Raw genomic sequence first — 26256 nt, 5'->3', positions numbered from 1 at the left:
ATTATAACTTTAATGCAATTTTATAACTTATATTTATATTTCAGCATACAAAAAAAGAATAAATTCATCGAGCTTATCCTTTTTGTTTTCGAGAAGTTCACAGAAGTCGTTGACTCCAAACTCTTTGTAAGCGTAGTTTAGTGCTGGTATCCCGAACATAAAATATAACTTGTCAGCACCTTTAGTGCCTGCTTTGTCATTATCATATAGCACATAGACCTTTTTGTATCGGGCCTTTAGTGCGAGGAAAACAGCTGATGGTAGTTCTGCACTTTCTGAGTTAAGCGCAAAGCTGTCAATTCCCGTATGCTTTCTAATGGCAGCACAATCACGGTTTCCCGATTGTATGAATACCACTTCCCCTCCTTTACATTCTTCGAGCATGTAGAAATCAAGTTCCTTTTCAACATTGGAAATCCATTTTCTTTGGGATGGTTCTTTTGGACGATATACCTTGAAGTTACCGGAAGGGAACCGAATCACATAGATAGGAGAATCTTTCCTTTCTCTAATTATGTAATCTTTACCTTTAGAAATCACTCTCACACTTGACACTGGAAGGTACCAAGCATTTTGCATATCCTGACAAGACATTCCAATGGTACTCTGAAAGTAATCTTCATCCTCTTGGTTCCATTTTCTAAACTCAGGAATGATCATAGCTTTCTGCTGTACCACCTTTTTTACTTCGGTCTGCATCGCTATTTGCAGGGCAAGATCATTAAGCCTTGAAAAGTCAGGTTTCTTTTGACCAATGTTCAAGATGTTTGTCTTGCAATAGTCTACTGCTTCTTTGAAGGTACACCCAGTTACTTCTGAAATAAAATCGAAGTAATCTCCAAACTTGTCAACCCCGTTGTCTTTCCACCAGTACTGTCCTCTTTTTCTATGGACATAAATGGAAAAGCTTGGATCCTGTTCGGGTCTAATAGGTGATATGATTTTCTTTCCCAGCTGCACTTCACCGAGAAAGTGTTCATAAACAGACAAGCCATTGTTGAGCATTCTGTCTAAATCCTCTTTTTCGATAAATCTATTTTTCATGTCAGTTTTGTACAATAAAGTTACTAAGGACTACTCCACCCGGAGCAAACCTAATATAGTGATCAAGCTCTAAAAGCTTCACCATAATTTCACCTCTTGGGTTTTCCCAATAATCTGTGAGGTTATAAAGATAATTAATCCTCAAATAAGGATACTGCCTTTTCATTACGGCCTCAGAAGTAAAATAAACGCTCATTGGAGAGGTTGGGAACTCCCTGAAAATGTTATCAGTGATAAAAACCCTTAATGGTAGTTGAGGACTCATTATAATTTTCTTTTATATTTATTTGCAATTTATAATATTTGTTTATTTCTTTATAACCGAATCAAATATTTATTTGCAAACAGCTGTATTTGAACACTATATTTTACTTAGTTTATTGTAGTGCCTTTAAATAAAGTTTTATACAGCAGGTTCTTTTGGTCAACTGGTTGTCTTAATGACACAACGCTTAAGGTACAGCTTCATTTTATAAGCTGTGATTATAATTAAAAGGAAAATCTTCACCCTAAAAATAAAGCCAGAAAATATGGTAGCAATTAAAAAAACAGAAGGAGAAAGGCTCTCCGAATTCAGAAAGCAAAAAGGATTATCTCAAGTTGAGATGGCCGAAAAGCTTCAATGTTCCCAACCAAATCTAAACAAAATTGAAAAGAGTGTGGTAGGTGTTTCAGCAACTATCCGTAAAAGACTTTTCGATGCATTCCCAGACCTTAATCCTACTTGGTTCTCCAATGGATATGGGCAGATGTCTTTTGACCCGAAGGACATTCCTTCACTTAAGACAAAAGATACGGATTCCTCCATTGTTCTTAGTGCGGAAAATTTCATCAATCAATTATCCAGATCAAGGGAGCTTTTCATGGAAGGGAAAATTCCTCAGCAATCAATGATGATTCTCTTTGAGGACATCAAAAAGATTATGCAGCTGCAGAAAGAAAGGATTGATGAGCTCCAGAAAGACAAGGAGTTTTTGAAAAGCCTTATTACCTCCTCAAGAGAGAACCCATTTGAGGTAAAATAGAAAATAAAATTTAAGAGTTTCTGAAAATATAATTTAAAGAGACTCTTAAGTTAAAAACATTGGCGCACCGTGAGCTTATGGCTCACGGCCGTCTACTCGATTATAGGCTGGCGTCCTTCTCGTTACGTGATATTCAGTCGTCATATTCCGCTTTTTCTTCTGTTGTCGTCCTTACATAACATTTGGCAATTATCCGCACTTGTTCGACCGCCTAAATGCCAAGGTGTGATATGGTCAGCTTCCATTTCTTCAATCTTGTATTCTTCTGTGCATACTGGACAAATACCTTTCTGTCTTTCAAATGCTTCTCGCTTTTGATTGTCTGTAAATGCACGAATATTTAAAAATCTCTCTTTGCGTGTCAAAACGTATTCATAAATCCCTTTTTTGTTGGTCACGTCTTCGTCTTGCATTAATTCTGTGATTTCTTCATCAAGTCTTTTGTGATCAAATTTCTTGTCTTTGAACTCGTTGTATAGAGACCCCCATTGAATACCTTTCATTTCTTTGCGATATTTTGGGAAAACAACTTTTACCCAACTAATGACACTTTGAAAATACAACCATAAATCATTGGCGTTTGGCTCGTGTTGCTGTTTTGCCATATAATGCTCAATGTTGTCTTTGCTTATCCACTTTATTGTTGTTTCCAAATAGTCTTGCCTGATTGGTGTTCCGTTCATATAGCCACCACCTAAACCGTATGCAGCGCAACCATTTTTACTAAAATATCTTTTTGCGTCTGAAACCCACGAACCTGAATAAACTGCATTTCTTAATTCTTGGTCTGTTAGTTTTTCTCCTGCAATGTTTATTGTTTTAAACCACTCCAATTTTTCGCTGTCTGTTCCGCTACACAGATAAACCATTATTTTGTAGTTCAAAATCTGTTCTTGCTCGTCTTTTTGCAGATTGTGGAAATATCTGTTTTTGTAAGCAAAATCTCCTTCAACGAATTGACTAATTGAAATTGTCCGTTGCTGTCCGTCAATCACTTCAAAATTTCCATCTTCACGAACTGCCCAATACATAACATTCAAAGGAAAATCTTTTGTTAACGTGTCAATTACAGCTTCTCGCTGTTTGTCTTTGTAGATAAATTCACGTTGATAGGATGGGCGAATGTCCAATTTGCCACCGTAACCAACAACTCCGTTTTCTTCGTTATCTTGAAAACCGTTTGCAAGGTCACGGACTGTTATTTCTTTTAGTTCTATTTTCATTGATGCTAACTATAAATTATTGCTATGATTATGGCTACAACCATTAATATTGTTGCAGATATAATTCCAAATCTTTGCCAATTAAAGGTTTTTACTGCTAATTCATCATTTGAATTTGCCTCACTCTTATTATTCTTACCAACATTAATAACACCGCTGTTATTTGGTATATTTTTGGCAATTATTTTATCTCCCATAATGGTTTCGTAATTATGAAAATTTAAATTGTTTGTACTATGCCTTGGTTGCTCTCGCTTTTCAATAAATGATTTTATTGGAAGAGAGTATTTCACATTGTTAGTTTTGTTCTCGGAAATAAATTTTACCAAATCTTCAACACTATTGACTTTTAATTCCTTAAATTCAAAACTTTCAAATTCATTATCTTCCGTGTCATTAAAAAAATCAAACAGTTCCTTAAATATTTCGTCAAGTTCTTGAAATATCAATCCCAAGCACAAAAAATTACTATGTGTTTCAGTTCTAAATGACAAATACTTTTTTTTGTAATCCATAACTATTGCAACATCTGTACTTTCAAATTCATTTTTTAATTTGGAAATTGCTTCTATGTTACTATTCCATATACTACTGTATGTGACATCACCTGACCAAATTTTTAATTCTAAAAGTTTTTGGGTAAATGGTTTATAAATATTTTCGGTTATAGTTGGGAATTTATCTTCTATTTCTTTTTGAATTACATTGTATTCTTCCTTTTCTCTGTAATTGTCCAATGGTTTTAATTCACTTCTCTTATCGGCTAAAACTTCTAACTCCTTGACAAGAGGGATATAGTTTACAATATAGTTTTCTTTGTTAGAGTGAAGAAAGTCTATAAAGTCAAAAAGTGATTGAATTTTATCTGAAATCATAATCTTTTATTTTTGATTATTATTCGAGAATAGGGAACGGTAACAACTCCGTCAACCATCATATATAAATCCCCATCAACTGCACCACGTTTTTGTACTTCTTTTCTGTATTTTTTGTGTTCTGGTTTGTATGGTTTTATTCCCATTTCAAGTCCTAAGTTTGCAATGCCAACCCCGATTATCTCGAATTGGTCGGGATTATATTTGTCCATAAATGTTATAGGAACTCCCATAAAACCTTTATAGTCCATAGGAATGTCTTTGGTCACATCAACATTGATTGCGTCAAAATTCTCGTATTTTGGATATTCTTCAGGGGTGTATTTTTTATATAGAATTAAATCTTCGTGTCGCTTATTGATTTCAAGATTGGTAAACCAATGAACTCCCGAAACTCTTATCATTCCTTCTTTTCTATCAGTTGCTGTTGCATAATCTTCGTAATGTTCATTGATGAAATGACCTGCACCACCTTTAAAACCATAACCTAACCAAAGTTTGTTATCTCTGATTAATGGAAAGATCTCTTTGTATTTTATTGCGTTTTGATGCCCGACAATTACAAACTTCTTGTCGTATTCAATTAGTTGAGAAACGTATTCACGGAATAATGAAAATGGCGGATTTGTTACAACAATGTCCGCTTGCTTTAATAGTTCAATACATTCCTTGCTTCTAAAATCACCATCACCTTTAAGTTTTTTAATGCCGATTTCGCCAGGGTCAGGAACATTATTACCGTTTTTATCTCCCGAATATTCCAAATAAATTGCTTGTTCAGAGTCGTTTTGGCTGAACAAATCCATATTTTGGTTTTTATAGCAAGTTGCAATGAGCTTTTTCAGTCCAAGTTTCTCAAAATTATAAGAGAAGAAATGAAAAAAGTTGCTCACTCGTGGGTCGTCACAGTTGCAATAAACTACTTTGTTCTTAAAATGCTGTTTGTAATACTTTAACTCTCTTTCAATGTCCGAAAGTTGAGTGTAGAACTCGTCCTTTTTATTGGTCTTAGCCTGATTTAGATTTTGATTCTGGGCTTTATCTGTCATTTGTCCACTTTATTTTTTCTTCGGTTTCAAAATTAATATTTCTTTCTTGTGTCTGTTCGTTTTTGGCCTGGGGTGTCGTTCTTTACGCTTGCCTGCAGCGCTTGGCGCAGTGGCGGATTTCGGAGCTCAAAACTGTCAATACACGACAAAAGTTGATGAGAGGTAGAATGTTCAATTAACCAACTCACCCGCCATTGAGCCAAACGCCTGTAGGTGCTGCCTTTCCTGCATTTGTCAGTTTGCTTTCTATTGTCATCTCTTTTTTTGTTTATTCTTTTCGTTAAGCAGGGTTAAAGTGTCAAGTCTGCTATTCGTGCTTTGCAATTGTTTTGAAAGTCTCTCAATGTTACTCTTCAAATCGTCAATTTCCTTTGATTGGAACCCGTCTTTTAATTGGAGTTCGATAATCGTTTTTTCTTGATTTTTTAGTGTCTGTTCAGTTGCATTTTCTTTGTCTTTTCCTAAAAAAATACTTAAGCAAAATAGAACTATCCCTAACAAAGCAGTTCTTGTCTGATAGTTGAAATATTTATTATATTGACTTTCGGCATTTTCACTACTTAGCCCAATACCACCACATATAATGCTTAGAACAAAAGAAAAGAATGAAAAGCCTGTAATAACGTAATAGAGAATACCTACCTCTCTTTTGTCAATGACAAATACAGCAAAAACTGAAACAACTGTTATCATTGTCAGTGATGCAGTAATCAATTGCGTGCTTATTAGCGAGTTGTTTTTTCCGTGCATTATCCCCAAGTTTTTTGTCCGGTTGTTCTAAGTTTTGACCATAATGCATCAATAGATTTCATTATTTGATGACCACTTATTTGTTCAACTTCGTCATTGCCTTTTACTTCATTTATAATCATTTCGATGTCGGACTGTATATTTTCTTCAAGTTCAAAAACAAAACTTTCGTTTTGAAGATTCTTTAATCCATTTCTTTCAATTAAAGGTCTTACAATTAGATGGTGAAAGTTTATAATCAAAAAATATTTAGCATCTGGTCGCAATGTATTTTCAACATCTTTTATGTCTATGGATTTTCTAATACTTCGAACAAAATAATATTCATTGTATAGAAAAGGTCTTCTTCTTCTGTATTCTATTTCATAGACATAATCTGCATAAAGCAGTTCAAATATTTTGTTGTATTCGCTTTCCATTTGTTAATTTTTTGAGTGTTAGTTTTTTTTGAGTGTCTGTCTTTTAAGGTTGCACCTTACGATTCTCTTTACGCAATCTATTGCGCTATGCATTCCGTTTGGACCAAATAGCGAAAGACATTGCGGATATATCCAAATTATCGTCAATAGATGTACAAGTATTTATTTGTTCAGAAAAATTAGACATACCATTATAAAATAACAGGAAAAAGTCTTGCTTATCCATGAACAAATCCATGGTTTAAGTTTACTAAAAAATGTTCACTAATTTATAAATCGGAATCAAAAAAATAAAAAGTGTGTACAAAAGTATGTACTAAAGCAATTTAGTGATATAAAAAATCAGGCTTAATTTACTGAAATATCGAAGCTTATGCATTAGCACGTATTAGTCCCCCACTCTCTGCCAAGTAGCTAAACAAAGACTTCAAAAGCCATCAAAATTAAGTTTTTGAAATCCTTGTTTAAGTGATTCTACAAATGAAAAACCCTCTCTAAATCGTTTAAAAGCGGTTTTTCTACAAAAATTTACAAAATATCATCTAAAAAGACCTGCAGATCACACTTGCAGGTCTTTTTGTTTTTTATCTAATTTCTTCAATATTTAACAAAATTGAGGTGAGTCCTAGGTGAGTCTTTTTAGATGAAAAAAAGACTCACCTATGAGGGGTTTAAGAAACTGAAAATCAACATGTTCCATAGCTGAATATCTTGCCAAAAGACTCACCAAATCGTACCTTAAACCTTTAAAGTGAGTAAACATGATTGAAAAAACATTTTCCCTGCTGTATTATCTCAAACCTTCCAAGAATGATAGAAATGGTTTGAAATCTATTTACATGAGAATCACGGTTGATTCCCAACGATTTGAAATGTCAACCAAATACAAATGTCACCCCGATAAATGGCTAACCGCTGCAAATAGGGTGAAAGGCAAGACTGAAGAGGCACGTATGATTAACTCCTATTTGGATACACTGCAGTTAAAAGTTCATCAAGTAAGAAAATATTTGTTGGATAACGATAAAGAGATTTCTCTCAAAAATATTAAAAATGTTCTTCAAGGTAAATCTGAACAGAACAGAATGATCCTAGAAATATTTTCAGAGCATAATGAAAAAATGGAGGCATTAGTAGGTCAAGAATTTGCTGAGGGCACTTTAGAGCGATACAAAACCTCATTTGAACATACCAAAGCTTTTATCCAGTGGAAGTATAAAAAGGATGATCTTGAAATCAAAAAGCTAGATTACGATTTTATTTCTGATTATTCTTTTTGGCTAAAATCTGTCAGAGGTTGTGCCCATAATACTACAGTTAAGTATTTAGGTAATTTCAAGAAAATAGTTTTAAGCTGTATTAAAAAAGGTTGGCTAATTAGGGATCCTTTTGTGGGCTTTAAGCTGGCTAAAAAGGAGGTTCCTAGACATTACCTCACATTTGAAGAGTTAGAGGCTTTAGAAGCCAAATATTTTGAAATTGAACGGTTAAATCAAGTTCGCGACATATTTTTGTTCAGCTGCTATACAGGATTGGCATATATTGATGTCAAAAAACTTCGAAGGGATCAAATTATTATTGGACTAGATAAAGAAAAATGGATTATCACAAGCCGTCAAAAGACTGAGTCAAGTGTTCGAATTCCTTTGCTACCAAAAGCACAAAAGCTTATGGATAAATACTATAATCATCCTAAATGTGAGGCAGAAGGTCTGGTTTTGCCGGTATTGAGTAATCAAAAGATGAATGCTTACTTAAAAGAAATTGCTGACCTATGTGGTATCAAAAAGGAGCTTACTTTCCATATAGCTAGACATACTTTTGCTACAACTGTAACACTCAGTAATGGTGTTCCCATTGAAACAGTATCCAAAATGTTAGGGCATAAATCTCTTAAACAGACTCAGCACTACGCTAAAATTGTTGATTTGAAAGTTAGCGAAGATATGAAATTATTAAAGTCTAAACTTGGACAATAACTGCAAATACTGTTAAAAAATTTCACTAAATCTTTATTCACACACTCAGTTCCTTTAAGTATGTTAGAAAACTGAGTGTGTGAAAATAGAAAGCTCAAATAACTTCAAAATGAATACAGATGTATTGCTATAGATCATGTAGGGTTTGGTCTTTCCGACAAACCAAAAGAATATGATTACAATACCCAAAATCATGTGAACACTTTGGAAGATTTTGTTCTTTCCAAAAATTTACGAGATATCACATTGATTCTACATGACTTTGGTGGACCCATAGGAATGGCATTTGCTCTAAAACATCCTGAACGTATCAAAAACATTGTCATACTTAATTCTTGGTTGTGGAGTGCAAAAGGTGATCCTGACTATGAAAAATTTGCAAAAATTCTAAAAAGTCCTCTACTCCCATTCCTCTACCGAAGACTTAATTTTTCTCCAAGATTTATCCTTCCAAAATCCTTTGGGCCAAATTATAGTCCCGAAAAGAAGTTGTTGCAACAATACACCAAACCTTTTGCTAAACCATCCGAAAGAAATGGTACGCTAGCCTTTGCCAGATCTCTTTTAAATGATCAGGAATGGTTTGAATCACTGTGAGAGCAAAAAGAAATTCTTCAAACTAAATCAATGTTATTTATCTAGGGCATGGTAGACCCCATCATTTCTCCAAAAAATCTGGAAAAATTCAAAGAAGGGTTTCCTAATGCAGAAGCATTCCAACTAGAACATTCCGGTCATTTTCCACAGGAAGAGGAGCCGGAAAAAGTAGCCCAAGAAATCAGAAAATTAATGCAGAAAAATGAAAAGTGAAATGAATCCATAGCCTACTTTCTGTCCCTATAGAAAGTATTTCTCTTTATTTAGATTTTAAAGAAAACCAAAACCTGGAACCTTTCCCGTCTTCACTTTCCACCCCTATTTGCCCACCCATGGCTTGAATAAATTCTTTACTGATATTTAGTCCTAGGCCTGATCCGTTTGTTTTGGTGCCTGGAACCCTATAATATTTCTCAAAAAGACGATCTTGGAAGCTTTTGGATATTCCCTTTCCTTGATCAATAACTTCAAAAAGTATATGGTTTTCATAATGTTGAGAACAAGTCATCTTAATTGTTGATTCTTCTGAGGAGTACCTTATTGCATTGGAGAGTAAATTAACAAGTACCCATGTTGTTTTATTTTCATCTCCTAGGGCATGTAGTTCAGGTTGAATGGTTAGCTCTAAATTAATTTTCTTTTCTTTAAGCTGTAATTGTAGTGCCTCAGATGCTAAAGTAATTACCTCTTGAGGCGAAAAAACCTCTTGTTCAAGAGTAATGTTTCCTGTTTCTGCCTGAGTTATATCTAAAAGTTCACCTGTAATTGATAAAAGTCTATTTTTATCTTCTATAAGACCCTTTATTAGGTTAGACTGACTTTCATTTAGGCTACCTGTTCTTTTATCATTGAGTAATTTTAATCCCAGTCCTATAGAAGAAATTGGAGTTTTCAACTCATGAGAAATAGTGGCTATAAATTGGGTTTTTGCCTTATCTCGCTCACTATATTGGGTAATATCTGTCAGTACCACCACATATCCAACATTTTCTAATTTATCATGATTATCTTTTGAAATATTAATAGGGATTATTTCTCTTGAAAAGGTCTTTTCTTCTTTATCAAGGACAATTTTAATTGTTTTTGGAGTTAAACTTTCTTGGCCACCCAAGGCAAAATCTGTTGCAAAAGATGCGATGATATCATTGATTTTGGCTATTGATTGTATGTGCTCACCCTTGATATATTCTTCTGACAAATTCAATACATTTTTAGCAAAATCATTAATGAAAAGAATCTTATGGTTTTCGTCAATCCCAATAATTCCTTCATGCATTTGATTAATAATTGCCTCTATTCTCTTTTTTTCACTGAAAAGTAAGGAAAAATTTGAGGCTTCATATTCTTTTAGTCTTGAAGCCATAAGATTGAAAGAAGATGCTATTTCTCCTAATTCATCATTTTCAGCAACTTTCAATTGATGATCATATTTCTTACTGGCTATAGCTTTGATACCTTCATTGAGTTTTTGTAGAGGGTCGAAAATAACCTCAGGAAAACCTATAATGAAAATTAAACTCAGAATACTACCTGAAATACCTGTAATCGCCATGTATAGGACAACTCGTTCCGCTGTTTGATTGGCAGTGTCATTTTTCCTCAAGAGCGTCTGAATATTTAGTTCATAGATTTTTGTAGCCAAGTCTTGAATAGTAGCTATCTGCATTAGCAAAAACTCACTTGGTATATTTTCATTTAAAGAGATTTTCAATAATTCAACTTGTTTAATAAGCTCATCAGTTAACTTATCCTCACCAGGTTCTGTAATATTTGCTTTTTGTTTTTCAATACTTTCAAGTATGGATTCAAAGGCAAAACCTTGTTCTGCTTTGCTTTTTGAATCTTGTTTTCCAATGGTAAGTATAGTTTTATCTAAAGCAGTTTTGATGGATTGCATATAATCCAGTGTTCTGTAATTATCTTTAATAATTGCCTGTGAGTCATCAGCTAATTGACGGACAAAAAGACTTCCTAATCCAGCTAATAAAAGGATCAAAAGAAATAGAAATCCAAAAGATAGGTAGAGTTTGGTTTTAAGTTTCATTGGATTAAGTAACTACGATTAGATCAATTTCAGTTGGAGAAATTAGCTGAACAAGATTATGGAAATGGTTTTGTCCGCTAAGATTTCTCCAGATACTTTGTTTAGGTTTCCCAATTACAATATTGGTAGCTTGATGATTCTTGGCTGCTTCAAACAACACATCGGCAATTGACTTGTGTTCACTCGAAAAAACTCTTGTCCCCTGATGAATAGTTTGATAATGTATTTCTTGTGTAGGATTGGCTCCTTTGGAGTTACTTTCATAAATATAGACATTGGCACCTAAAGTACTAGCGAGCTTCAAATTTTGAAGAAGCTTTGTTTCAGTTCTCACATTTATCTTTTCTGTTGATTCCCTAGGAGTCTTCACATATACAACAAACCATTCTGCGTGATAATTATTGGCCAGTCTCGCTGTTTTTCTGATCACCTTTTTTGCCAACACCTCCTCAGTACTGACACATGCCATGAACCGCTCAATGATACTACTTTGCTGTTGCTGAATAAAATTTATTTTTGACTCCAAGTTTTTTGCAACTTGTAGAAGTGCCAATTCCCTCAATTGAAGGATTTTTTTTGACTGAAAGAAATTGGATAAGGCCTGTTGTATTTTATCTTCCTTGTAGATTTTCCCGTCTTTTAGACGTTTGATTAAGTCATCAGCTGGCAAATCAATACTTACCACCTCATCTGCTTTCCTTAGGAAGGTATCAGGAATTCGTTCGGTGACTTCGATCCCGCTCAACTGCTTGACTTTATCATTTAGGCTCTCCAAATGCTGTACATTGAATGCGGTAACCACATGTATACCAGCGTCAATTAAAACTTCCACATCCTCCCATCTTTTGGCATGTAGGCTTCCTGGTATATTGGTATGGGCCAATTCGTCAACAATCACAATTGATGGTTTCAATCGAAGAATAGCCTCCAGATCCATTTCCCTCAATACCTTACCCTTGTAAAACACCTCTTTCAAGGGGATAAAGGGAATACCTTCAATCAAGGCTTCAGTTTCTTCCCGTCCGTGAGTCTCAATAAAACCAATACGTATATCTACTCCAGCCTTTAGCAGATCATGGGCCTCTTGAAGCATACGGAAAGATTTACCTACTCCGGCAATCATACCGATATATACTTTCAACCTCCCTTTTTTGGACTTTTGAATCAGTTGAAGAAAGTAATCAGGTGAATTTTTCATACACTCAGAAGAATGAAACCCCTCCACTACCCAAATGGTGGTGGAGGGATTGAATTATGGTAAAGTTATTGCAAGTGAACCGATCAATAAGAAATTCCCCCTTACCAATTGGCCTTCCTGTAAGAAATTAGGAGTGCTATTCTGTAATTGCCTAGCTTCTATCCTGAACAAGACGTTTTGAGAAATTTTCCTATCTAAATTTATCGAATAGCCCGTAGCTCTGAATCCATCAGGCGAATTTGCCTCAATGATTACCCCATTTTGATCCTGATAGTATTCCCCTCGGAAAGCCATGCCCCAATTTTCATTGAAGTCCACACGTAGAATTCCTATTGGAGTATACCAATGCTCAAGGCCCCTTGAAGCCCCTGCTTGAACACTTTCAATTGCCTCTTGCTGACTGCCGTAATCAAACCCGAGTATTAAAGCTACTTTTTGACTAAGTTGCATTTGTGCATACAAGTTGTTGAAATAGCGCATTCTTTTATCTTCTTGAGGGAAATCATTTCCAATAAAGGTACTCCAATTGAGCGTTAGGTTTTCAGTAGGCGTGTGGGTTACTCTAGTACCTAAAGCTGGGCTTGTATTTCCTGATAATCTTTGGATGCGTTGCCAACCATTGAAAACACCAGCCTCAAATTCCCATTTACTGTTTGGAGTATAGGTTATCTTAGCTCCTGAGAGGAAATATGGCGAGTTTTCAGCCAATAAGCTTCTGGTTAAAGTAAAGTTTTCGGAGGAGATTGCTGATTCGAAGCCAATATGGGAAGCGAAAATACCCGCATCAATCCATAATTTTCGTTCCTTGTCTATAGCTACCCCAGCATAGGCTTCAAAGACATTCTTTAGTAGATCCTGTTCTGCTGCCAGATTGTATTGCGCATAAGTACCCACCATCAATCCCAAGCTGCCCCGATAAAATCCACCGTCAATATCCGCCTGAATCAATCCCAAATTTAAATTAACTTCGTTGTGACGGGTATGGTTGAAAAGGAAATCAGGACGTTCATTGGAGAAGGGCCGGTTAAAATCAAATCCATAGTAAATATCTGCATGACCACTAATGTTAATTACGGGTTTGTTTGTTTCTTGAGCTGTAGCACAGAAAGCACTAAAAGAAATAACAATCGTTAGAATTAATTTTTTCATCTTTAAATAATTGGTGGTTTAATCTTTTTTTGTGAGTTTGTCCAAGGCTAAATTTAATTTAAGGACATGAACAATATCTTTTGGACCAAAAAGTCCAAATAAAGCCCCCTCGTTATGGTCTGATATAAGCTCAATAACTTGAGAGAGTTCTAGATTTCGGGCATTAGCTACCCTGTTAGCCTGAAATATGGCTGCATCCAAAGAGATATATGGATCCAATCCACTACCTGAGGCTGTGACCAAGTCAATTGGAATATCTGCCTTACTTTTTTCTGGATGGTTTTCTAATAAATAGTTGATTCGTTCTTCCACTTGAGAAAGGAAGATTTCATTTGTAGGCCCGTAATTGGACCCACCTGTGTCAGAAGCGTCATAATCCACATCTGATGGCCTGCTCCAGAAATATTGTTGGCTACTAAAGTTTTGGGCGATGTGTTCAAAACCTCTTAATTCTCCATCGAGAATTATAGGTTTACCATTGGCGCTGTGAGGCATTATTTTTCCAATACCCCAAATTGAGATAGGATAAATTAGTCCAAACAGAACTAGTGTAATCAGTATGATTGAAATACTTTGACGTATCATGTTGTTTTTGAATATTATATGAATAATGAGACTATAGTATCTATGGCTTTAATTCCAATAAAAGGTAGAATAATACCTCCTAGACCATAGATTAATAGGTTTCTACTTAGCAGAGCTGAGGCCCCAATAGGCCTGTATTTTGAGCCTTTAAGTGCTAATGGAATTAAAGCAGGGATGATTAAGGCATTGAAAATCACAGCAGAAAGGATGGCTGATTGCGGGCTGCCCAAATTCATAAGATCAAGGGCTGCAAGACCAGGAATGGACGCTGCAAATAATGCCGGAACTATGGCGAAATATTTGGCAACATCATTCGCAATGGAAAATGTTGTGATATTGCCACGGGTGATGAGTAGCTGTTTACCAATTTCTACCACCTCCAGTAATTTTGTAGGATCAGAATCCAAGTCTACCATGTTGGCTGCTTCCTTAGCAGCTTGGGTACCAGAGTTCATGGCAACACCCACATCTGCCTGGGCCAAAGCCGGTGCGTCATTAGTGCCATCCCCCATCATGGCCACTAATTTACCCTCAGCTTGTTCTCTTTTGATGTAATTCATTTTATCCTCAGGTTTAGCCTCAGCGATAAAATCATCCACACCAGCTAGGTTGGCAATAAATTTGGCAGTAAGTGGATTATCACCTGTGACCATGACAGTCTTAACTCCCATCTTTCTGAGCCTATCAAATCGCTGCTGAATTCCAGGTTTGATTATATCTTCCAATTGAATAACCCCTATTGCTTTTTTATCAACAGCAACCGCCAGGGGAGTTCCTCCCTTTTCAGCTATTTTAGCAACTTCCTTTTCCAAGAAGGTGATCGTTTCATTGGAAGATTGATCAGCCCATTTTTTAATGGCATCCCAAGCGCCCTTTCTGATTTTTACATTTCCCGTAAGATCAACACCGCTCATTCTTGTTTCTGCGGAAAAGTTTATAAACTGTGCATCTTGGGGCACTGTAAGTTCAAACTGATCCTTTTTCTTAGCTAATTCAACTACTGATTTACCCTCAGGCGTAGTGTCTGCTAAAGAACTCAATACAGATGCTTCAACAATTTCCTCACGAGCAATATCAGGCGCAGGTACAAAAGCGGTAGCCTTTCTGTTTCCTATGGTGATTGTTCCTGTTTTATCCAATAATAAAACATCTATATCTCCTGCCGTTTCTACAGCTTTCCCAGATTTGGCAATGATATTGGCTTTGAGCGCTCTGTCCATACCCGCTATTCCAATAGCTGAGAGCAGTCCGCCAATAGTTGTTGGAATCAGGCACACAAATAATGAAATCAAGGCTGCTAAAGACAAGCTGATATTTAAAAAATCAGCAAAAGGTTTTAACGTAACAGTCACAATTAGAAAGACTAAGGTAAAGGCTGCTAACAATATGGTGAGTGCTATTTCATTGGGGGTTTTCTGTCTGTTGGCCCCTTCCACCAAACTGATCATTTTATCCAAAAAACTTTCGCCGGGATTGGAACTGACCCTTACAACAATCCGGTCACTCAACACTCTAGTGCCACCTATGACCGTATTTTGATCTGATCCAGCTTCTCTGATTACAGGTGCAGATTCTCCAGTAATGGCAGATTCATCAATAGATGCCAAACCCTCTATCAGTTCCCCATCAGCAGGAATAAGATCACCTGCCTCACAAACAAAGACATCACCTTTGGTTAAAATTGAAGAACTGACAATCTCTATCTGCTCGTTTCGCAATATACGTGCAGGGGTGTCTTGTCTTGTTTTTCTTAAGGTATCAGCTTGGGCTTTTCCTCGTGCTTCTGCCACAGCTTCTGCAAAATTTCCCAATAATACAGTTAGAAATAATAATAACGTGATCACTAGGTTGTATCCAAAAGAACCCAGAAAATCATTTTGGGAAACCAAGGATACTATTGTCACCACAAGCATGATTAAAGTCCCGAGTTCAACGGTAAACATTACCGGATTTTTGATCATCAGGGATGGATTCAATTTCACTACTGCTTGTTTCATTGCAGTGGAAAAATCAAATGAATTAGTATTGTTTTTCATGGATATTTCATTTAAAAGGAAAAGAATTCAGCAATTGGACCCAATGCCATCACTGGGAAGAATGCCAAAGCTGCAACAATTAGGATGACTGATAAAAGAACGGCTCCAAAAGCTGGTGTTTCTAACTTTAGACTTCCTGAAGACTCTGGAACTGTCTTTTTTAGAGCAAGCGAACCAACAATTGCCAAGGGGCCAATAATGGGCAAAAACCTTCCCAATAACATGACAATACCGTTCATAATATTCCAAAAAGGCGTATCATCATTTAAGCCTTCAAAACCTGACCCATTGTTAGCAGCCGAAGAGGTGAATTCATACAACATTTCTGATAATCCATGAAATCCGGGATTATGGATCCAATCTGTATAAAGTGCTGGATCTTTAGCTGCCAAATAACTTGAAATGGCTGTCCCTGTAAGGATTAGGAAAGGGTGTAAAATCACAATCAAAGCTGCAATTTTTATTTCTCTGGCTTCAATTTTTTTACCCATAAATTCAGGTGTACGCCCGATCATCAAGCCTGCAATGAAAACGGCCACTATTACAAATACAAAGAAGTTAATAAATCCAACTCCCACTCCTCCATATATGGCATTGATAAACATATCCAACAAGAAAATACCTCCTGATAGTGGTGTGTGGCTATCATGCATGGAATTGACAGAGCCATTAGAGGTTGATGTAGTAGAAACTCCCCAAAGTGAAGACGCTGCAGCACCAAATCGAACTTCTTTTCCTTCCAGGTTAGTTGGATCGGATAATCCCAGTTTTGTAAACTCAGGATTACCTGCAATTTCCTGGCTAATTGAAATTGCCGTAAAAGAAACAAACAGGATAGACATCACCCCAATGAATACTAGAGCAAGTTTTTTTCTGTCTGTATAAAACCCAAAAGCAAAAACCAATGCCATAGGAATTAACAGTATAGCAATATTTTCTGCTATGTTGGTCAAGTAATTAGGGTTCTCGAATGGGTGAGTAGAGTTAGGACCAAAAAAACCTCCTCCATTAGTCCCCATTTGTTTGATTGCAACCATTGGAGCTGCCGGACCTGCTGCAACTAATTGCGATTTACCTTCCAAAGTTCGGACCTCTTGTAATGCTTCAAAGTTAGTAGGAGTGCCGTTGGCCATCAGAATTATTGCCAAAACAACTGATAGCGGAAGCAGTATTCTTGTACAGCTTTTAACCATTAGATTGTAAAAATTTCCAAGTTCAGATGTAGAGCGATTAATCAATCCTTGAAATAAAAGCGCACAAGCTGCTATCCCTGTCCCTGCACTTACAAATTGCAACCAACAGAAAACCAGAAGTTGTGTGTAATAAGAGGCTCCGCTTTCTCCACTGTAATGTTGGAGGTTGGTATTGGTGGTAAAGCTGACAGCGGTATTAAAGGCCAAGGTTGGCTCCCAATTTTCAAATCCATTGGGATTCCAGAAGGGATGAAAAGATTGCAACACCAAAAAAAGAAAGGCTACGACAAAAAAGCCAATGTTGATGACAACAAGCGCTTTCATATTGTCTTTCCAATCAAGTTTTTGATCAGGATTCACTCCGGAAATCCTAAAAATCCACTTTTCTATGGGCGACATAAAGTCAGACCATACGCGTTCTCCTTTAAATATTTTGACCATATACTTTCCCAAAGGCCATGCTAGTAGTAAGGAAAGTAGGAAGATGAAGATTACACCTATAATTTCTGTATTCATAGTTTAAAATTTTTCAGGTTTCATAATCGCATAAGTAAGGTATGCGCATGCTAGTAGGGATGAAATAAGAATTAGTATCATTTTTCAATTCTGTTATGTTCGTACAATAAATAGAAGGATTGGAGCAAGCAAAATGGATGCATCGATTTAAAGTTGTTCATGTTCATAAGTCATCAAATAATTTTATGGATTTGAAAATTGCTGACAATACTGCTACTCCGAGCAGTAACATGCCTATGGCTATGATTCCGTTCATAATTTATTTTTTAAAAAGTCTTTGGCAAGTCATGAACCTATTTTGAAAAAAATCCAACTTAGGACATTATAGTATTGATTACCAATTCCTTAAAAACTTAAATTAAAATACGGAGGAGTTTTTAAACAGTCAAAACCCTTCGGAATCCGAAGGGTTGATTTCAAAAATGGAAGGGGTAGTACAAATGTGAGATAAAAATTTATAGACCAGAAGATATCCAAGTTTTCATTTCGGAGTTTTCATCATAAACCAAGAAACCTTCGATTGCAATGTTATTTTCGATAAAAAGTCTAGCTTTTTCAGGTCCCCAAATCATTCAATTTCAAAATCATGTAATTTTTTATATAGTGTTGTCAGTCCAATTTCCAAAACTTTTGCTGCTTGTGTTTTATTCCCATTGACATGTTTGAGCACCCGAATGATCTGAGCTTTTTCGGCAGATGCCATTGTCATCGACTTAGGCTCGTTGATTTCTCTTTGATAGCTTGGGGCTAATTGTTCAGCTGTGAGTGTATCTCCATCACATAGAATTACAGCACGTTCCACTAAATTCCTTAGTTCCCTTATATTTCCTTTGAAAGGTAATTTTTGTACTTCACGAATAAATTCAGGAGAAATTTTCTTCACTTTCGTATTTGCTTTCACTGAGAATATTTTCACAAAATGATCAACTAATTCTGGAATATCTGTTCTTCGATCTGATAGTGAAGGGAGATGAATCTGAATTACTGACAATCTATACAAAAGATCTTCTCTAAAATTACCAGCAGTTACTTCTTCTGGCAAATTGCGGTTTGTAGCAGTGATTATTCGAACATTTACTTGTTTTTCTTTGGTATCTCCTACTTTTATAAAAGTGCCTGATTCTAGAACTCTTAAAAGCTTTGCTTGTAACTCTAAAGGCATCTCGCCGATTTCATCCAGAAATAAAGTACCATGGTTGGCTTCCTCAAACAGCCCTTTTTTATCCGTTACAGCTCCTGTAAAGGCTCCAGCCTTATGCCCAAATAATTCACTCTCCAAAATTTCTCCACTAATTGCGCTACAGTTAATAGCTACAAAACTTTTATCTGACCTTTTACCTTCATAATGAATAGCCTGAGCAAAAACTTCCTTTCCTGTTCCCGTTGCCCCGGTAAGTAAAATTGAAGTATCACTTTGGGAAACTTTTCTAGCCAATACTTTAGCCTCTTGGATTTTTTCACTGTCACCTAAAATACTATCAAAATTATATTGTTTAGACAGTTTACTTTTAAGTTTGGTAAGCTCTTTTTGAAGCAATGCTTTTTGGGATGCCTTTTCAATTAAAGGGATCAACTTATCATTATCATCCCCTTTAACCAGATAATCGAAAATACCATGTTTGATAGCCTTTACCCCATCTTGGATCCTGCCATAGGCAGTCAATAATATAAACTCTATTTCAGGAAATTTTTCTTTAGATTTTATGCAAAAATCAACTCCGTTTCCATCAGGAAGCTTCACATCACAGAGTACTACATCCGGGACATGCAATTCAACTTTTTGGTTTGCTGAAGCAATATTACCAGCTTCAAATACATCATAGTCCTCATAAACTAATAGTTTAGATGTTAAACTCCTAAGTTTTTCTTCATCATCAATCAAAAGGACTTTAATTTTCATCTTAAATATGGTTTTATAATCAGTAGATTTCCGTAAAGATTATTAAATCTTGGCTGGAAGATAGCATTCTTAACATTAAAAATTATTCATTTTCTTATCAATCTATTCGGGTTAATCAACCCATTTTTCATTCTTCCAAACTCAGAATTTCCTGAATATCGTTGATATGACCGAACAATAGTAGGATATCCCCTTCCTAGATTTTAGTTTCTGCCGTTACTACTCCAGTGACTTTTTTACTTTTTGATTTTACCCCAAAATATTAAGTTTTTCTTCCATTTTAATAAGGGTAAGAATGTTGATGTTATAATCTTGACGGATTTTCGTCACTGCAATCGTAAGTCCTATATATCGTTGAGGGGCATTTACTTCAATAATGTTGTAGTTGTCTGATACATCCAAAGAGTCTATGACTCCCTTCATCTGAAGACTTTTGGCCATGCGCTCCGCAGAGTCTTCTTCAGAATGAATAATTTTATCTATCCCGATAGCATGGATGCCTGTTTCATGCACTTTATTGATAAATCTAGAAATCAACCGCTTAATTCAAAATTGTAAGTTGGATTTCTTCACTTAGCAGCTTATGTTCAATTTTTGAAGGTATATAAAAAGCATTTCCAAAATATCCTTTCTCACCTTTTATAGTCAGATTTATAGTTGGGTTTGCAGTTACATTTATCTGTATTCCATAATGTTTATGAAATTCATTGGTTTTAAGTTTGCCTACATATAGCCCAAAGTTTTTATCAAAATAAAACATATATTTTAGAATGGTCTTTGAATTTCTACTCAAGATCGAAATTAAGGCTTTCCTCCGCCACTATTTGCCATCTTTTTTGCCTGTGCTTGTAAAACTGCTTGGCAAAAGAGGTGATTATACCTGTCATTAGACCCCCATAAATCGTGATGGAATCTTCATAATATATCCTTCCATTACCAAGGTCTTTCATGGCCACATGGTGATTCCAGACCTTGGCTCCCCTATCCCATTCTTTGGAAGCTATGGTATGGTTTTCGTCATCGATTTTCTCAATAAATAGATAGTGTATTCCACCAAAAGGAATAAATCCAAATACCCGCATTTTTACCCCATAAGTTTCCCCTACCTCCCATTGTTTGGGTAACCCATCTCCAAGGGGTTTAAACCGAATCATTCCTTCGGCCACAAACTCTAAAAGTGCAGGGGTCTTTACATTTATCCAGGCACTGTCAATATCCATGGGAATTTCTGAGCTTACTGTCAGTTTTTTTGCTTTAACTTCTTTGCCCTTGTACTCAATAGTGATTGGTTCAACTATGGCATTGGGCTTATTTTTTTGAGCATGGGCATGCATACTGAAAAACAGAAGTAGAAGTATCATCATCTGGGTCATTGCGTTTGTAATTGAGTGGATTACAAAATTCGCAACAATAGAACAGGCTTTGCAGATAAAACAACAAATTTCTAGTAACAAGCTATTGGTAAACCAAAAAGAATCTGCTGCAAGAATCAAATTCCTCTCCGCCTCCTTTTTAGCGTATTCCACTTTTGGTAAAACAAACATCATTAAATTTTAAATTTCATCATTCATTGCGTCTAGTCCTAATTATTAACTAATTTGTACCTGTAAGAATACTTATTTATGTTTAAGCATTCATTAGCCAGTCACCTCTTATCTCTCATTCATGCTAGTACTTTCATTTCTGTATCTATTCTTTTTTCAGCAAGGGCCTACACTAACAGACAGTCTGAAAAATGAAATTTTCATTGTAAAAGATCCCACCGTGAAAGCTGAAATGTATTATCAATTAGCTAAAGCCAATTATGCGATTGATCAAGATTTATCTATAGCTTATGCAGATTCCGCTATCAACTTGGCAGAAAAACATGGGCTAGATAAGGTGAAAGCAAATTCATTGAATATAAAAGGGATCTCTTTTTTGATCAAGTCCTCATTTGATTCCGCCATGCAAACGCATATAAATGCCCTTAAAATACGAGAACATATCCAGGATACATTAGGACTTATAGAATCACACCTCAATATTGGCAATGTACTGTATCGTACAGGTAGTGCAGGTGACGCAGTCAAACGCTACATGAAATCACTTGACTATGCGTTGATTGCCAATAACTTAAGGGCACAAAGCCTGCTTTACAATAATTTGGGCAGTTATTATACAGATCTATGGAATGCCACTGATAGCCCCAAGGATTTAGACTCTGCAAGATATTACCTTGAAAAATCGATTGAAATCAAAACCTCTTTACAGGATATTAGAGGTAGTATCAATACGCTTAACATGCTTGCTGATCTTGCAAGAGGAAGCCAAGACTATGTGACTGCACAAAAACTACTGACGCAGGCCTTAGAATTTTCTAATGGCCTACAAAATCCGGAAGCTCAAATTGCCCTTCTCTATGAATTAGCAGAGTTTAATTTAGAAATTAAAAATAAAGATATTGCCCTAAATTACGCAAAACAAGCCATGAAGCTGGCTGAAGACATGGACTCTCCGTATCAAATTAGTTTTGCTGCAGGAATGCTAGCGACTGTCTATGAGGACTTGGCTGATTACAAAAACGCTTATGAATTCACAAAAATGAAGTTGAATACAGAGCAAAAACTCACAAGTGAGCAAAATAAAAAAATCCGGGAAGAACTGCTTATCAAATATGAAGCAGAGAAAAAAGAGGAAGAAAATAAGCGCCTAATTCAGGAACAACTGCTGTTAGACATTAAGTTAAAACGAAAAAATGAGCTACTTTTTAGTGGAGCCATTCTATTTATTGGACTAGTTTTTGGATGGATTTTCCAGAAAAGAAAGAATGATCAATTGGCAGCAGCACATGAACAGACAACAGAGATCCTTAAAAAACTAGAAGTTAAAAATCTTGAAATAGCAGAAAAAACAACTGAATTAGAACAATCAAACCAAGCCTTGACCCAGTCAAATAGAAGTAGGCAATTGCTGTTTTCTGTGCTCTCCCATGACATTAAATCTCCAATTTCATCATTGCAATCCTTATTAGAATTAGAAAGTGGACAAAATATTTCACATGAAGAGTTTCAATTGATACTTCCTCATTTATCTGACCAAATAAAAAGTGTCAGAGAACTTTTGGAAAGCATACTAGAATGGGCTCAAAATGAATTGAATGAGCACCCAATGCCTATTGTGGAAGTTTTAGTCCATCCATTGGTTCAAGATAATATTCGTCAGTTTTCAAGTAAAAGCAAAGAAAAAAAACTTCAACTAATCAATGATATACCCGAGGACTTAGTGATCCATACAGAAAAAGATCGCTTGAATTTTATCTTGCGGAATCTAATTTCAAATGCCATAAAATTCACCACCTTAGAAGGGAGTATCCGTATTCACTATGAGCAGGAAGCTGGCGGTAAAATTAGTATTACAGACTCTGGTGTGGGAATGGAAAAAGAAAAACTAGAAAAGCTTTTTGCAGGACGAATTGTATCCAAGCTAGGAACAGAAGGAGAAAAAGGCTCGGGAGTAGGCCTAATACTTTGCAAGGAGTTTGCACATAACTTAGGTGCAACACTAGAAGTCAACAGCAAGATCAACGAGGGGTCTACTTTCTCGATCCAATGGAAAAGTTGATTGCGTCAAGCCTGGGTAATAAAACTTCAAATTAATTAATACCAATTGAAAGACTGCTAATTTGAAATTCCTGACTTCAATAGTCCTCAGCGGCATTTTATTGCAAGTATTGATATATTTCAAAAAAATACCCAATTACTATTTGAAAACAATTTCATTTAACTACATTTGCAACTCGTTAATGAGATATCCATCTTACTAAACGATTTCGGGGTGTAGCGTAGCCCGGTATCGCGCCACATTTGGGATGTGGAGGTCGTAGGTTCGAATCCTGCCACCCCGACAAAAAAAGCCAGTATAAACTGGCTTTTTTTATTTTTAAATTTTTCAATTACAAATTACCTCTCAACTCTTGTTCACGCTCAATAGCTTCAAACAAGGCTTTAAAATTACCTTTACCAAAAGATTTTGCTCCCTTTCGCTGAATGATTTCAAAGAAAAGCGTAGGACGATCTTGAACTGGTTTGGTGAAAATTTGAAGTAAATATCCTTCTTCATCCCTGTCCACTAGAATGTTGAGGTCCTTTAATGGCTGCAAATCCTCCTCTATCTCCCCTACTCGCTCCAATAAGTCTTCATAATAAGAAGCTGGCACTTCCAGAAATTCTACACCTCTTTTTCTTAATTCAGCTACCGTGTGAATAATATCATCTGTTGCAATAGCCATGTGTTGTACACCTGACCCATTATAAAAATCCAAATATTCTTCTATTTGGGATTTCTTTTTACCTTCTGCTGGCTCGTTGATGGGAAATTTGATGTATCCATTTCCATTGGAAACCACCTTAGACATTAAAGCAGAATATTCGGTAGAGATGTCTTTATCATCAAACGTGATCAATAAATTAAAGCCCATCACTTTTTCATAAAACTCCACCCATTTATTCATCTCTCCCCAGCCTACATTTCCAACGCAATGATCAATAAATTTCAATCCTACCGAAGTGGCTTGGTACTCACTTTTTCTTGGCTTAAAGCCAGGTAAAAATACACCTGTATAATTTTTACGTTCTACAAACGTGTGGATGGTCTCCCCATAAGTACATATAGAGGCTACTACTACCTTTCCAAATTCATCAGTCAAGGTTTGCGGCTCACTGTATGAAACTGCTCCACGAGCGGTCGTTTCTTTCCAAGACTTTTCGGCATCATCCACCCAAAGTGCCAAGACCTTTACTCCATCTCCATGTTTTTTAATATGGTCTGCGATGGGATGAGCCTCGTGCAAAGGTGTCGTCAAGACCAACCTGATTTTATCTTGTTTCAAAACGTACGATGCTCGATCACGTACACCAGTTTCAGGTCCTGCATAGGCCATCAATTCATAACCAAATGCATATTGATAGTAAAGGGCTGATTGTTTGGCATTACCTACGTACAATTCCACATAGTCAGTCCCATTGATTGGAAGAAAATCCTGTTGCATATCCTAAGTTTTTGGGTTTAAAATTCTTAGGCAAATATAGGGAAAAGTTTAGAAGGAACTTTGAAAGCAAGCAACAAGGACCTTGCAAAAAAGGAAGAAACAATTTCGATTTATAATGACTAAGGCCTATTCAAGAGGAATGAGCATCTACCATACCCAGTCTCATTCTTTTTTTAAAATCTATATTCCTTTCCGTTCCACTTTCTCCCATAAATAAGTAAACTCACCTAGCATCATGGCTGTTGCCCCCCAAACAATTTCTTTTTCAATAGCAAAGTAGGGCGCTTTGAGAATTACCCCAGATGAGCTTTGCACAGGGCCTATTTTACGAATTTTTTTATCTAAAAGATGTGGGAAAGAACATTCAATAACTCGTTCTACTTCCAAAGGATCTGGATTAAACTCCGGCAGTCGATCTATAAACCCTATGTATGGATGAACCATAAAATTACTAGGAGGAATGTAAACCTCCGTCAATTTGCCTAGAATACGAACCTGACTAGCATCAACTCCGATTTCTTCTTCTGTTTCCCGAAGAGCTGTTCGATCGAGTCCGCCATCACTTTCTTCATATTTTCCACCCGGAAATGCAATCTGTCCAGAATGTACCCCTTCGTAAGCTGGTCTTTTGATAAAAGGAACAAAAGTTCCGTCTGGATGCGGGTAAAACAACATCAAAACAGCACCTTTTCTATGGTCGGATCGAATAGAAGCTTTATATGCTCCTTCATTCATCCTTCCTTGCGGAGCCATCATCACCTGCCCTTCCCTTCCTGGCAAAGGCTCTTCCATCATTCGCTCCAGCTTCCGCACCAATTCCTCAAATTTCATATCTTTTTTAACGTTATTGTTAGGGAAAATAAAAATTAACTTAGTGGTTCTACAAAAACTGTCAACACTTGGTTTCCTATAAATCTATCTTCGTTAACTTCCTTTTTAGATACGCATCTTTTGGATATTGGTTGGAATGAAATGGGTGTGTAAAGACTTTATACCTGTTCTGCTCCGGTTCTATCATCCATATCACGGGACTGACACCTGCCTCATCTTCAAACCACCCGGCAACCATCAATACATCTGTACTGATCCATGCGGCTTCTTCAAACCCACCAGATGGCCCTATAAATAATAATCGCTTACGCATCCCATTTGACTTGAAATAAATCACTTCAGAATCTGGATTTAAGCCCGGTTTACCTTCTGCAGGAATGGTAACCTTATAACTATAAATGTCTACTATTCCATCACCTTCTGGATGTGGTATCAGATAGGGATGAAAAGGGTTTCCTGGCGTTATAAAATTTTCTTCGGGCCACTCCAATTCTTCAAAATATTCTGTTTTATCCAACGTAAATTGGGTGACTTGAAATTCAGAAAATTGATTATTCCAAAAGCTCTCCCAAGGACTCAATAACTGTATACCTGTTTGGAATAATTGTTCTAGTTCTTCATCAATAATTAGCACTTCATCTATCGCCACTTCACCCTGCTTGGTATCTGTACTGCAACTCATGGCAAAGGCAGACAAAAGAAAAATAGTTAGACGATTGAAATTCAAGTAAAAACGCATGTGTAGAGAGTTTCTGTACCACTAAACAAACACAAAATCCTCAAAAAACAAAAAAGGTCGGAACATTGTGCCGAC

At 36.2% G+C, this 26256-nt stretch carries 24 protein-coding genes, 1 tRNA gene and 1 pseudogene; 6 read left to right on the top strand and 20 right to left on the bottom strand.

Annotated features, from left to right (window positions below; genetic code table 11):
* Positions 1–33: 33 nt before the first annotated feature.
* Both IPZ59_RS14170 and IPZ59_RS14165 read right to left on the bottom strand, forming a co-directional pair.
* Positions 34–1044 carry a toprim domain-containing protein gene (locus IPZ59_RS14170; protein ID WP_236136700.1) on the bottom strand — a complete coding sequence of 337 codons (1011 nt, stop codon included), beginning with the start codon at positions 1042–1044 and terminating at the stop codon, positions 34–36.
* A gap of 1 nt (position 1045) precedes the next feature.
* A complete protein-coding gene (locus tag IPZ59_RS14165) occupies positions 1046–1240 on the bottom strand; it encodes a hypothetical protein (protein WP_236136699.1) in 195 nt (64 codons plus the stop codon).
* Between the two features lie 334 nt (positions 1241–1574).
* Between IPZ59_RS14165 and IPZ59_RS14160 the strand changes: the two genes are divergently transcribed.
* Entirely contained in the window at positions 1575–2069 is a 495-nt protein-coding gene (locus IPZ59_RS14160; protein ID WP_236136698.1) for a helix-turn-helix domain-containing protein, read from the top strand.
* Between the two features lie 140 nt (positions 2070–2209).
* Here the strand turns inward: IPZ59_RS14160 and IPZ59_RS14155 are convergent, their stop codons facing one another.
* From IPZ59_RS14155 to IPZ59_RS14135, 5 genes are all read right to left on the bottom strand, one after another.
* The gene (locus IPZ59_RS14155) at positions 2210–3292 is read right to left on the bottom strand and encodes a GmrSD restriction endonuclease domain-containing protein (RefSeq protein ID WP_236136697.1); all 1083 of its coding nucleotides are present in this window, start codon (positions 3290–3292) and stop codon (positions 2210–2212) included.
* A 5-nt stretch (positions 3293–3297) separates the two neighbouring features.
* The gene (locus tag IPZ59_RS14150; RefSeq protein ID WP_236136696.1) at positions 3298–4167 is read right to left on the bottom strand and encodes a hypothetical protein; all 870 of its coding nucleotides are present in this window, start codon (positions 4165–4167) and stop codon (positions 3298–3300) included.
* The gene (locus tag IPZ59_RS14145; protein WP_236136695.1) at positions 4164–5216 is read right to left on the bottom strand and encodes an adenine-specific methyltransferase EcoRI family protein; all 1053 of its coding nucleotides are present in this window, start codon (positions 5214–5216) and stop codon (positions 4164–4166) included. The genes IPZ59_RS14150 and IPZ59_RS14145 overlap by 4 nt, the downstream gene beginning before the upstream one ends.
* A 252-nt stretch (positions 5217–5468) precedes the next feature.
* Entirely contained in the window at positions 5469–5966 is a 498-nt protein-coding gene (locus IPZ59_RS14140; RefSeq protein WP_236136694.1) for a hypothetical protein, read from the bottom strand.
* The gene (locus tag IPZ59_RS14135) at positions 5966–6385 is read right to left on the bottom strand and encodes a hypothetical protein (RefSeq protein WP_236136693.1); all 420 of its coding nucleotides are present in this window, start codon (positions 6383–6385) and stop codon (positions 5966–5968) included. Before IPZ59_RS14135 ends, IPZ59_RS14140 begins: the two co-directional genes overlap by 1 nt.
* Positions 6386–7146: 761 nt before the next feature.
* Between IPZ59_RS14135 and IPZ59_RS14130 the strand changes: the two genes are divergently transcribed.
* From IPZ59_RS14130 to IPZ59_RS14120, 3 genes and pseudogenes are all read left to right on the top strand, one after another.
* Complete coding sequence (locus tag IPZ59_RS14130) at positions 7147–8364, top strand: site-specific integrase (protein WP_236136692.1); 1218 nt, start codon at positions 7147–7149, stop codon at positions 8362–8364.
* Between the two features lie 117 nt (positions 8365–8481).
* Positions 8482–8961, top strand: a pseudogene (locus IPZ59_RS14125) (alpha/beta fold hydrolase); the annotation flags it as partial.
* A 48-nt stretch (positions 8962–9009) separates the two neighbouring features.
* Positions 9010–9174, top strand: a complete 165-nt coding sequence (locus tag IPZ59_RS14120; RefSeq protein ID WP_236136691.1) for an alpha/beta fold hydrolase — start codon at positions 9010–9012, stop codon at positions 9172–9174.
* 46 nt (positions 9175–9220) lie between these two features.
* Here IPZ59_RS14120 and IPZ59_RS14115 read toward each other — a convergent pair whose 3' ends face one another.
* The 10 genes from IPZ59_RS14115 to IPZ59_RS14075 form a co-directional block, all read right to left on the bottom strand.
* Entirely contained in the window at positions 9221–11005 is a 1785-nt protein-coding gene (locus IPZ59_RS14115) for a sensor histidine kinase (RefSeq protein ID WP_236136690.1), read from the bottom strand.
* 4 nt (positions 11006–11009) lie between these two features.
* Positions 11010–12203, bottom strand: a complete 1194-nt coding sequence (locus tag IPZ59_RS14110; RefSeq protein WP_236136689.1) for a universal stress protein — start codon at positions 12201–12203, stop codon at positions 11010–11012.
* A 54-nt stretch (positions 12204–12257) separates the two neighbouring features.
* Positions 12258–13352: a porin gene (locus IPZ59_RS14105; RefSeq protein WP_236136688.1), complete on the bottom strand. Its 1095-nt coding sequence runs from the start codon at positions 13350–13352 to the stop codon at positions 12258–12260.
* Positions 13353–13370: 18 nt separating this feature from the next.
* The gene (kdpC, locus tag IPZ59_RS14100) at positions 13371–13937 is read right to left on the bottom strand and encodes a potassium-transporting ATPase subunit KdpC (protein WP_236136687.1); all 567 of its coding nucleotides are present in this window, start codon (positions 13935–13937) and stop codon (positions 13371–13373) included.
* Positions 13938–13951: 14 nt separating this feature from the next.
* The gene (gene kdpB, locus IPZ59_RS14095; protein ID WP_236136686.1) at positions 13952–15973 is read right to left on the bottom strand and encodes a potassium-transporting ATPase subunit KdpB; all 2022 of its coding nucleotides are present in this window, start codon (positions 15971–15973) and stop codon (positions 13952–13954) included.
* A gap of 11 nt (positions 15974–15984) precedes the next feature.
* A complete protein-coding gene (gene kdpA / locus IPZ59_RS14090; RefSeq protein ID WP_236136685.1) occupies positions 15985–17682 on the bottom strand; it encodes a potassium-transporting ATPase subunit KdpA in 1698 nt (565 codons plus the stop codon).
* A 3-nt stretch (positions 17683–17685) separates the two neighbouring features.
* Positions 17686–17763 carry a potassium-transporting ATPase subunit F gene (locus IPZ59_RS20335; protein WP_081634875.1) on the bottom strand — a complete coding sequence of 26 codons (78 nt, stop codon included), beginning with the start codon at positions 17761–17763 and terminating at the stop codon, positions 17686–17688.
* Positions 17764–18250: 487 nt separating this feature from the next.
* Positions 18251–19582: a sigma-54-dependent transcriptional regulator gene (locus tag IPZ59_RS14085; protein WP_236136684.1), complete on the bottom strand. Its 1332-nt coding sequence runs from the start codon at positions 19580–19582 to the stop codon at positions 18251–18253.
* 249 nt (positions 19583–19831) lie between these two features.
* Positions 19832–20119, bottom strand: coding sequence for a hypothetical protein (locus tag IPZ59_RS14080; protein ID WP_236136683.1), 288 nt, complete (start codon positions 20117–20119; stop codon positions 19832–19834).
* 248 nt (positions 20120–20367) lie between these two features.
* On the bottom strand, positions 20368–20946 hold the full coding sequence (locus IPZ59_RS14075; RefSeq protein ID WP_236136682.1) for a hypothetical protein: 579 nt from the start codon (positions 20944–20946) through the stop codon (positions 20368–20370).
* Positions 20947–21247: 301 nt separating this feature from the next.
* Here IPZ59_RS14075 and IPZ59_RS14070 point away from each other — a divergent pair, with 301 nt between their 5' ends.
* Together IPZ59_RS14070 and IPZ59_RS14065 are read left to right on the top strand one after the other, a co-directional pair.
* Complete coding sequence (locus IPZ59_RS14070) at positions 21248–23185, top strand: tetratricopeptide repeat-containing sensor histidine kinase (protein WP_236136681.1); 1938 nt, start codon at positions 21248–21250, stop codon at positions 23183–23185.
* Between the two features lie 209 nt (positions 23186–23394).
* Positions 23395–23468 (top strand) — tRNA-Pro (locus IPZ59_RS14065).
* Positions 23469–23516: 48 nt separating this feature from the next.
* On the opposite strand, the gene hppD is transcribed toward IPZ59_RS14065, so the two are convergent.
* From hppD to IPZ59_RS14050, 3 genes are all read right to left on the bottom strand, one after another.
* Positions 23517–24611 (bottom strand): 4-hydroxyphenylpyruvate dioxygenase, encoded by a 1095-nt coding sequence (hppD, locus tag IPZ59_RS14060; RefSeq protein ID WP_236136680.1) that lies wholly within the window; start codon positions 24609–24611, stop codon positions 23517–23519.
* 180 nt (positions 24612–24791) lie between these two features.
* Positions 24792–25442 carry an NUDIX hydrolase gene (locus IPZ59_RS14055; RefSeq protein WP_236136679.1) on the bottom strand — a complete coding sequence of 217 codons (651 nt, stop codon included), beginning with the start codon at positions 25440–25442 and terminating at the stop codon, positions 24792–24794.
* A 76-nt stretch (positions 25443–25518) separates the two neighbouring features.
* Positions 25519–26181: a bifunctional isocitrate dehydrogenase kinase/phosphatase gene (locus IPZ59_RS14050; RefSeq protein ID WP_236136678.1), complete on the bottom strand. Its 663-nt coding sequence runs from the start codon at positions 26179–26181 to the stop codon at positions 25519–25521.
* Positions 26182–26256 lie beyond the last annotated feature (75 nt).

The organism is Mongoliitalea daihaiensis (genome assembly GCF_021596945.1).
GTDB classification, from domain to species: domain Bacteria; phylum Bacteroidota; class Bacteroidia; order Cytophagales; family Cyclobacteriaceae; genus Mongoliitalea; species Mongoliitalea daihaiensis.
Note: the sequence above shows the minus strand (reverse complement) of the source record. Positions and strands in the feature narration are given on the sequence as shown.

What these genes read in the sequence shown, in the direction of transcription:
- IPZ59_RS20335 (WP_081634875.1), bottom strand. Translation starts at nt 17,763, where the DNA reads ATGATACTAATTCTTATTTCATCCCTACTAGCATGCGCATACCTTACT.
- kdpC (WP_236136687.1), bottom strand. Translation starts at nt 13,937, where the DNA reads ATGATACGTCAAAGTATTTCAATCATACTGATTACACTAGTTCTGTTT.
- IPZ59_RS14130 (WP_236136692.1), top strand. Translation starts at nt 7,147, where the DNA reads ATGATTGAAAAAACATTTTCCCTGCTGTATTATCTCAAACCTTCCAAG.
- IPZ59_RS14070 (WP_236136681.1), top strand. Translation starts at nt 21,248, where the DNA reads ATGCTAGTACTTTCATTTCTGTATCTATTCTTTTTTCAGCAAGGGCCT.
- IPZ59_RS14170 (WP_236136700.1), bottom strand. Translation starts at nt 1,044, where the DNA reads ATGAAAAATAGATTTATCGAAAAAGAGGATTTAGACAGAATGCTCAAC.
- IPZ59_RS14055 (WP_236136679.1), bottom strand. Translation starts at nt 25,442, where the DNA reads ATGAAATTTGAGGAATTGGTGCGGAAGCTGGAGCGAATGATGGAAGAG.
- IPZ59_RS14135 (WP_236136693.1), bottom strand. Translation starts at nt 6,385, where the DNA reads ATGGAAAGCGAATACAACAAAATATTTGAACTGCTTTATGCAGATTAT.
- IPZ59_RS14110 (WP_236136689.1), bottom strand. Translation starts at nt 12,203, where the DNA reads ATGAAAAATTCACCTGATTACTTTCTTCAACTGATTCAAAAGTCCAAA.
- kdpB (WP_236136686.1), bottom strand. Translation starts at nt 15,973, where the DNA reads ATGAAAAACAATACTAATTCATTTGATTTTTCCACTGCAATGAAACAA.
- IPZ59_RS14085 (WP_236136684.1), bottom strand. Translation starts at nt 19,582, where the DNA reads ATGAAAATTAAAGTCCTTTTGATTGATGATGAAGAAAAACTTAGGAGT.
- IPZ59_RS14165 (WP_236136699.1), bottom strand. Translation starts at nt 1,240, where the DNA reads ATGAGCGTTTATTTTACTTCTGAGGCCGTAATGAAAAGGCAGTATCCT.
- IPZ59_RS14075 (WP_236136682.1), bottom strand. Translation starts at nt 20,946, where the DNA reads ATGATGATACTTCTACTTCTGTTTTTCAGTATGCATGCCCATGCTCAA.
- hppD (WP_236136680.1), bottom strand. Translation starts at nt 24,611, where the DNA reads ATGCAACAGGATTTTCTTCCAATCAATGGGACTGACTATGTGGAATTG.
- IPZ59_RS14115 (WP_236136690.1), bottom strand. Translation starts at nt 11,005, where the DNA reads ATGAAACTTAAAACCAAACTCTACCTATCTTTTGGATTTCTATTTCTT.
- IPZ59_RS14150 (WP_236136696.1), bottom strand. Translation starts at nt 4,167, where the DNA reads ATGATTTCAGATAAAATTCAATCACTTTTTGACTTTATAGACTTTCTT.
- IPZ59_RS14105 (WP_236136688.1), bottom strand. Translation starts at nt 13,352, where the DNA reads ATGAAAAAATTAATTCTAACGATTGTTATTTCTTTTAGTGCTTTCTGT.
- IPZ59_RS14160 (WP_236136698.1), top strand. Translation starts at nt 1,575, where the DNA reads ATGGTAGCAATTAAAAAAACAGAAGGAGAAAGGCTCTCCGAATTCAGA.
- IPZ59_RS14155 (WP_236136697.1), bottom strand. Translation starts at nt 3,292, where the DNA reads ATGAAAATAGAACTAAAAGAAATAACAGTCCGTGACCTTGCAAACGGT.
- IPZ59_RS14120 (WP_236136691.1), top strand. Translation starts at nt 9,010, where the DNA reads ATGGTAGACCCCATCATTTCTCCAAAAAATCTGGAAAAATTCAAAGAA.
- IPZ59_RS14050 (WP_236136678.1), bottom strand. Translation starts at nt 26,181, where the DNA reads ATGCGTTTTTACTTGAATTTCAATCGTCTAACTATTTTTCTTTTGTCT.
- kdpA (WP_236136685.1), bottom strand. Translation starts at nt 17,682, where the DNA reads ATGAATACAGAAATTATAGGTGTAATCTTCATCTTCCTACTTTCCTTA.
- IPZ59_RS14145 (WP_236136695.1), bottom strand. Translation starts at nt 5,216, where the DNA reads ATGACAGATAAAGCCCAGAATCAAAATCTAAATCAGGCTAAGACCAAT.
- IPZ59_RS14140 (WP_236136694.1), bottom strand. Translation starts at nt 5,966, where the DNA reads ATGCACGGAAAAAACAACTCGCTAATAAGCACGCAATTGATTACTGCA.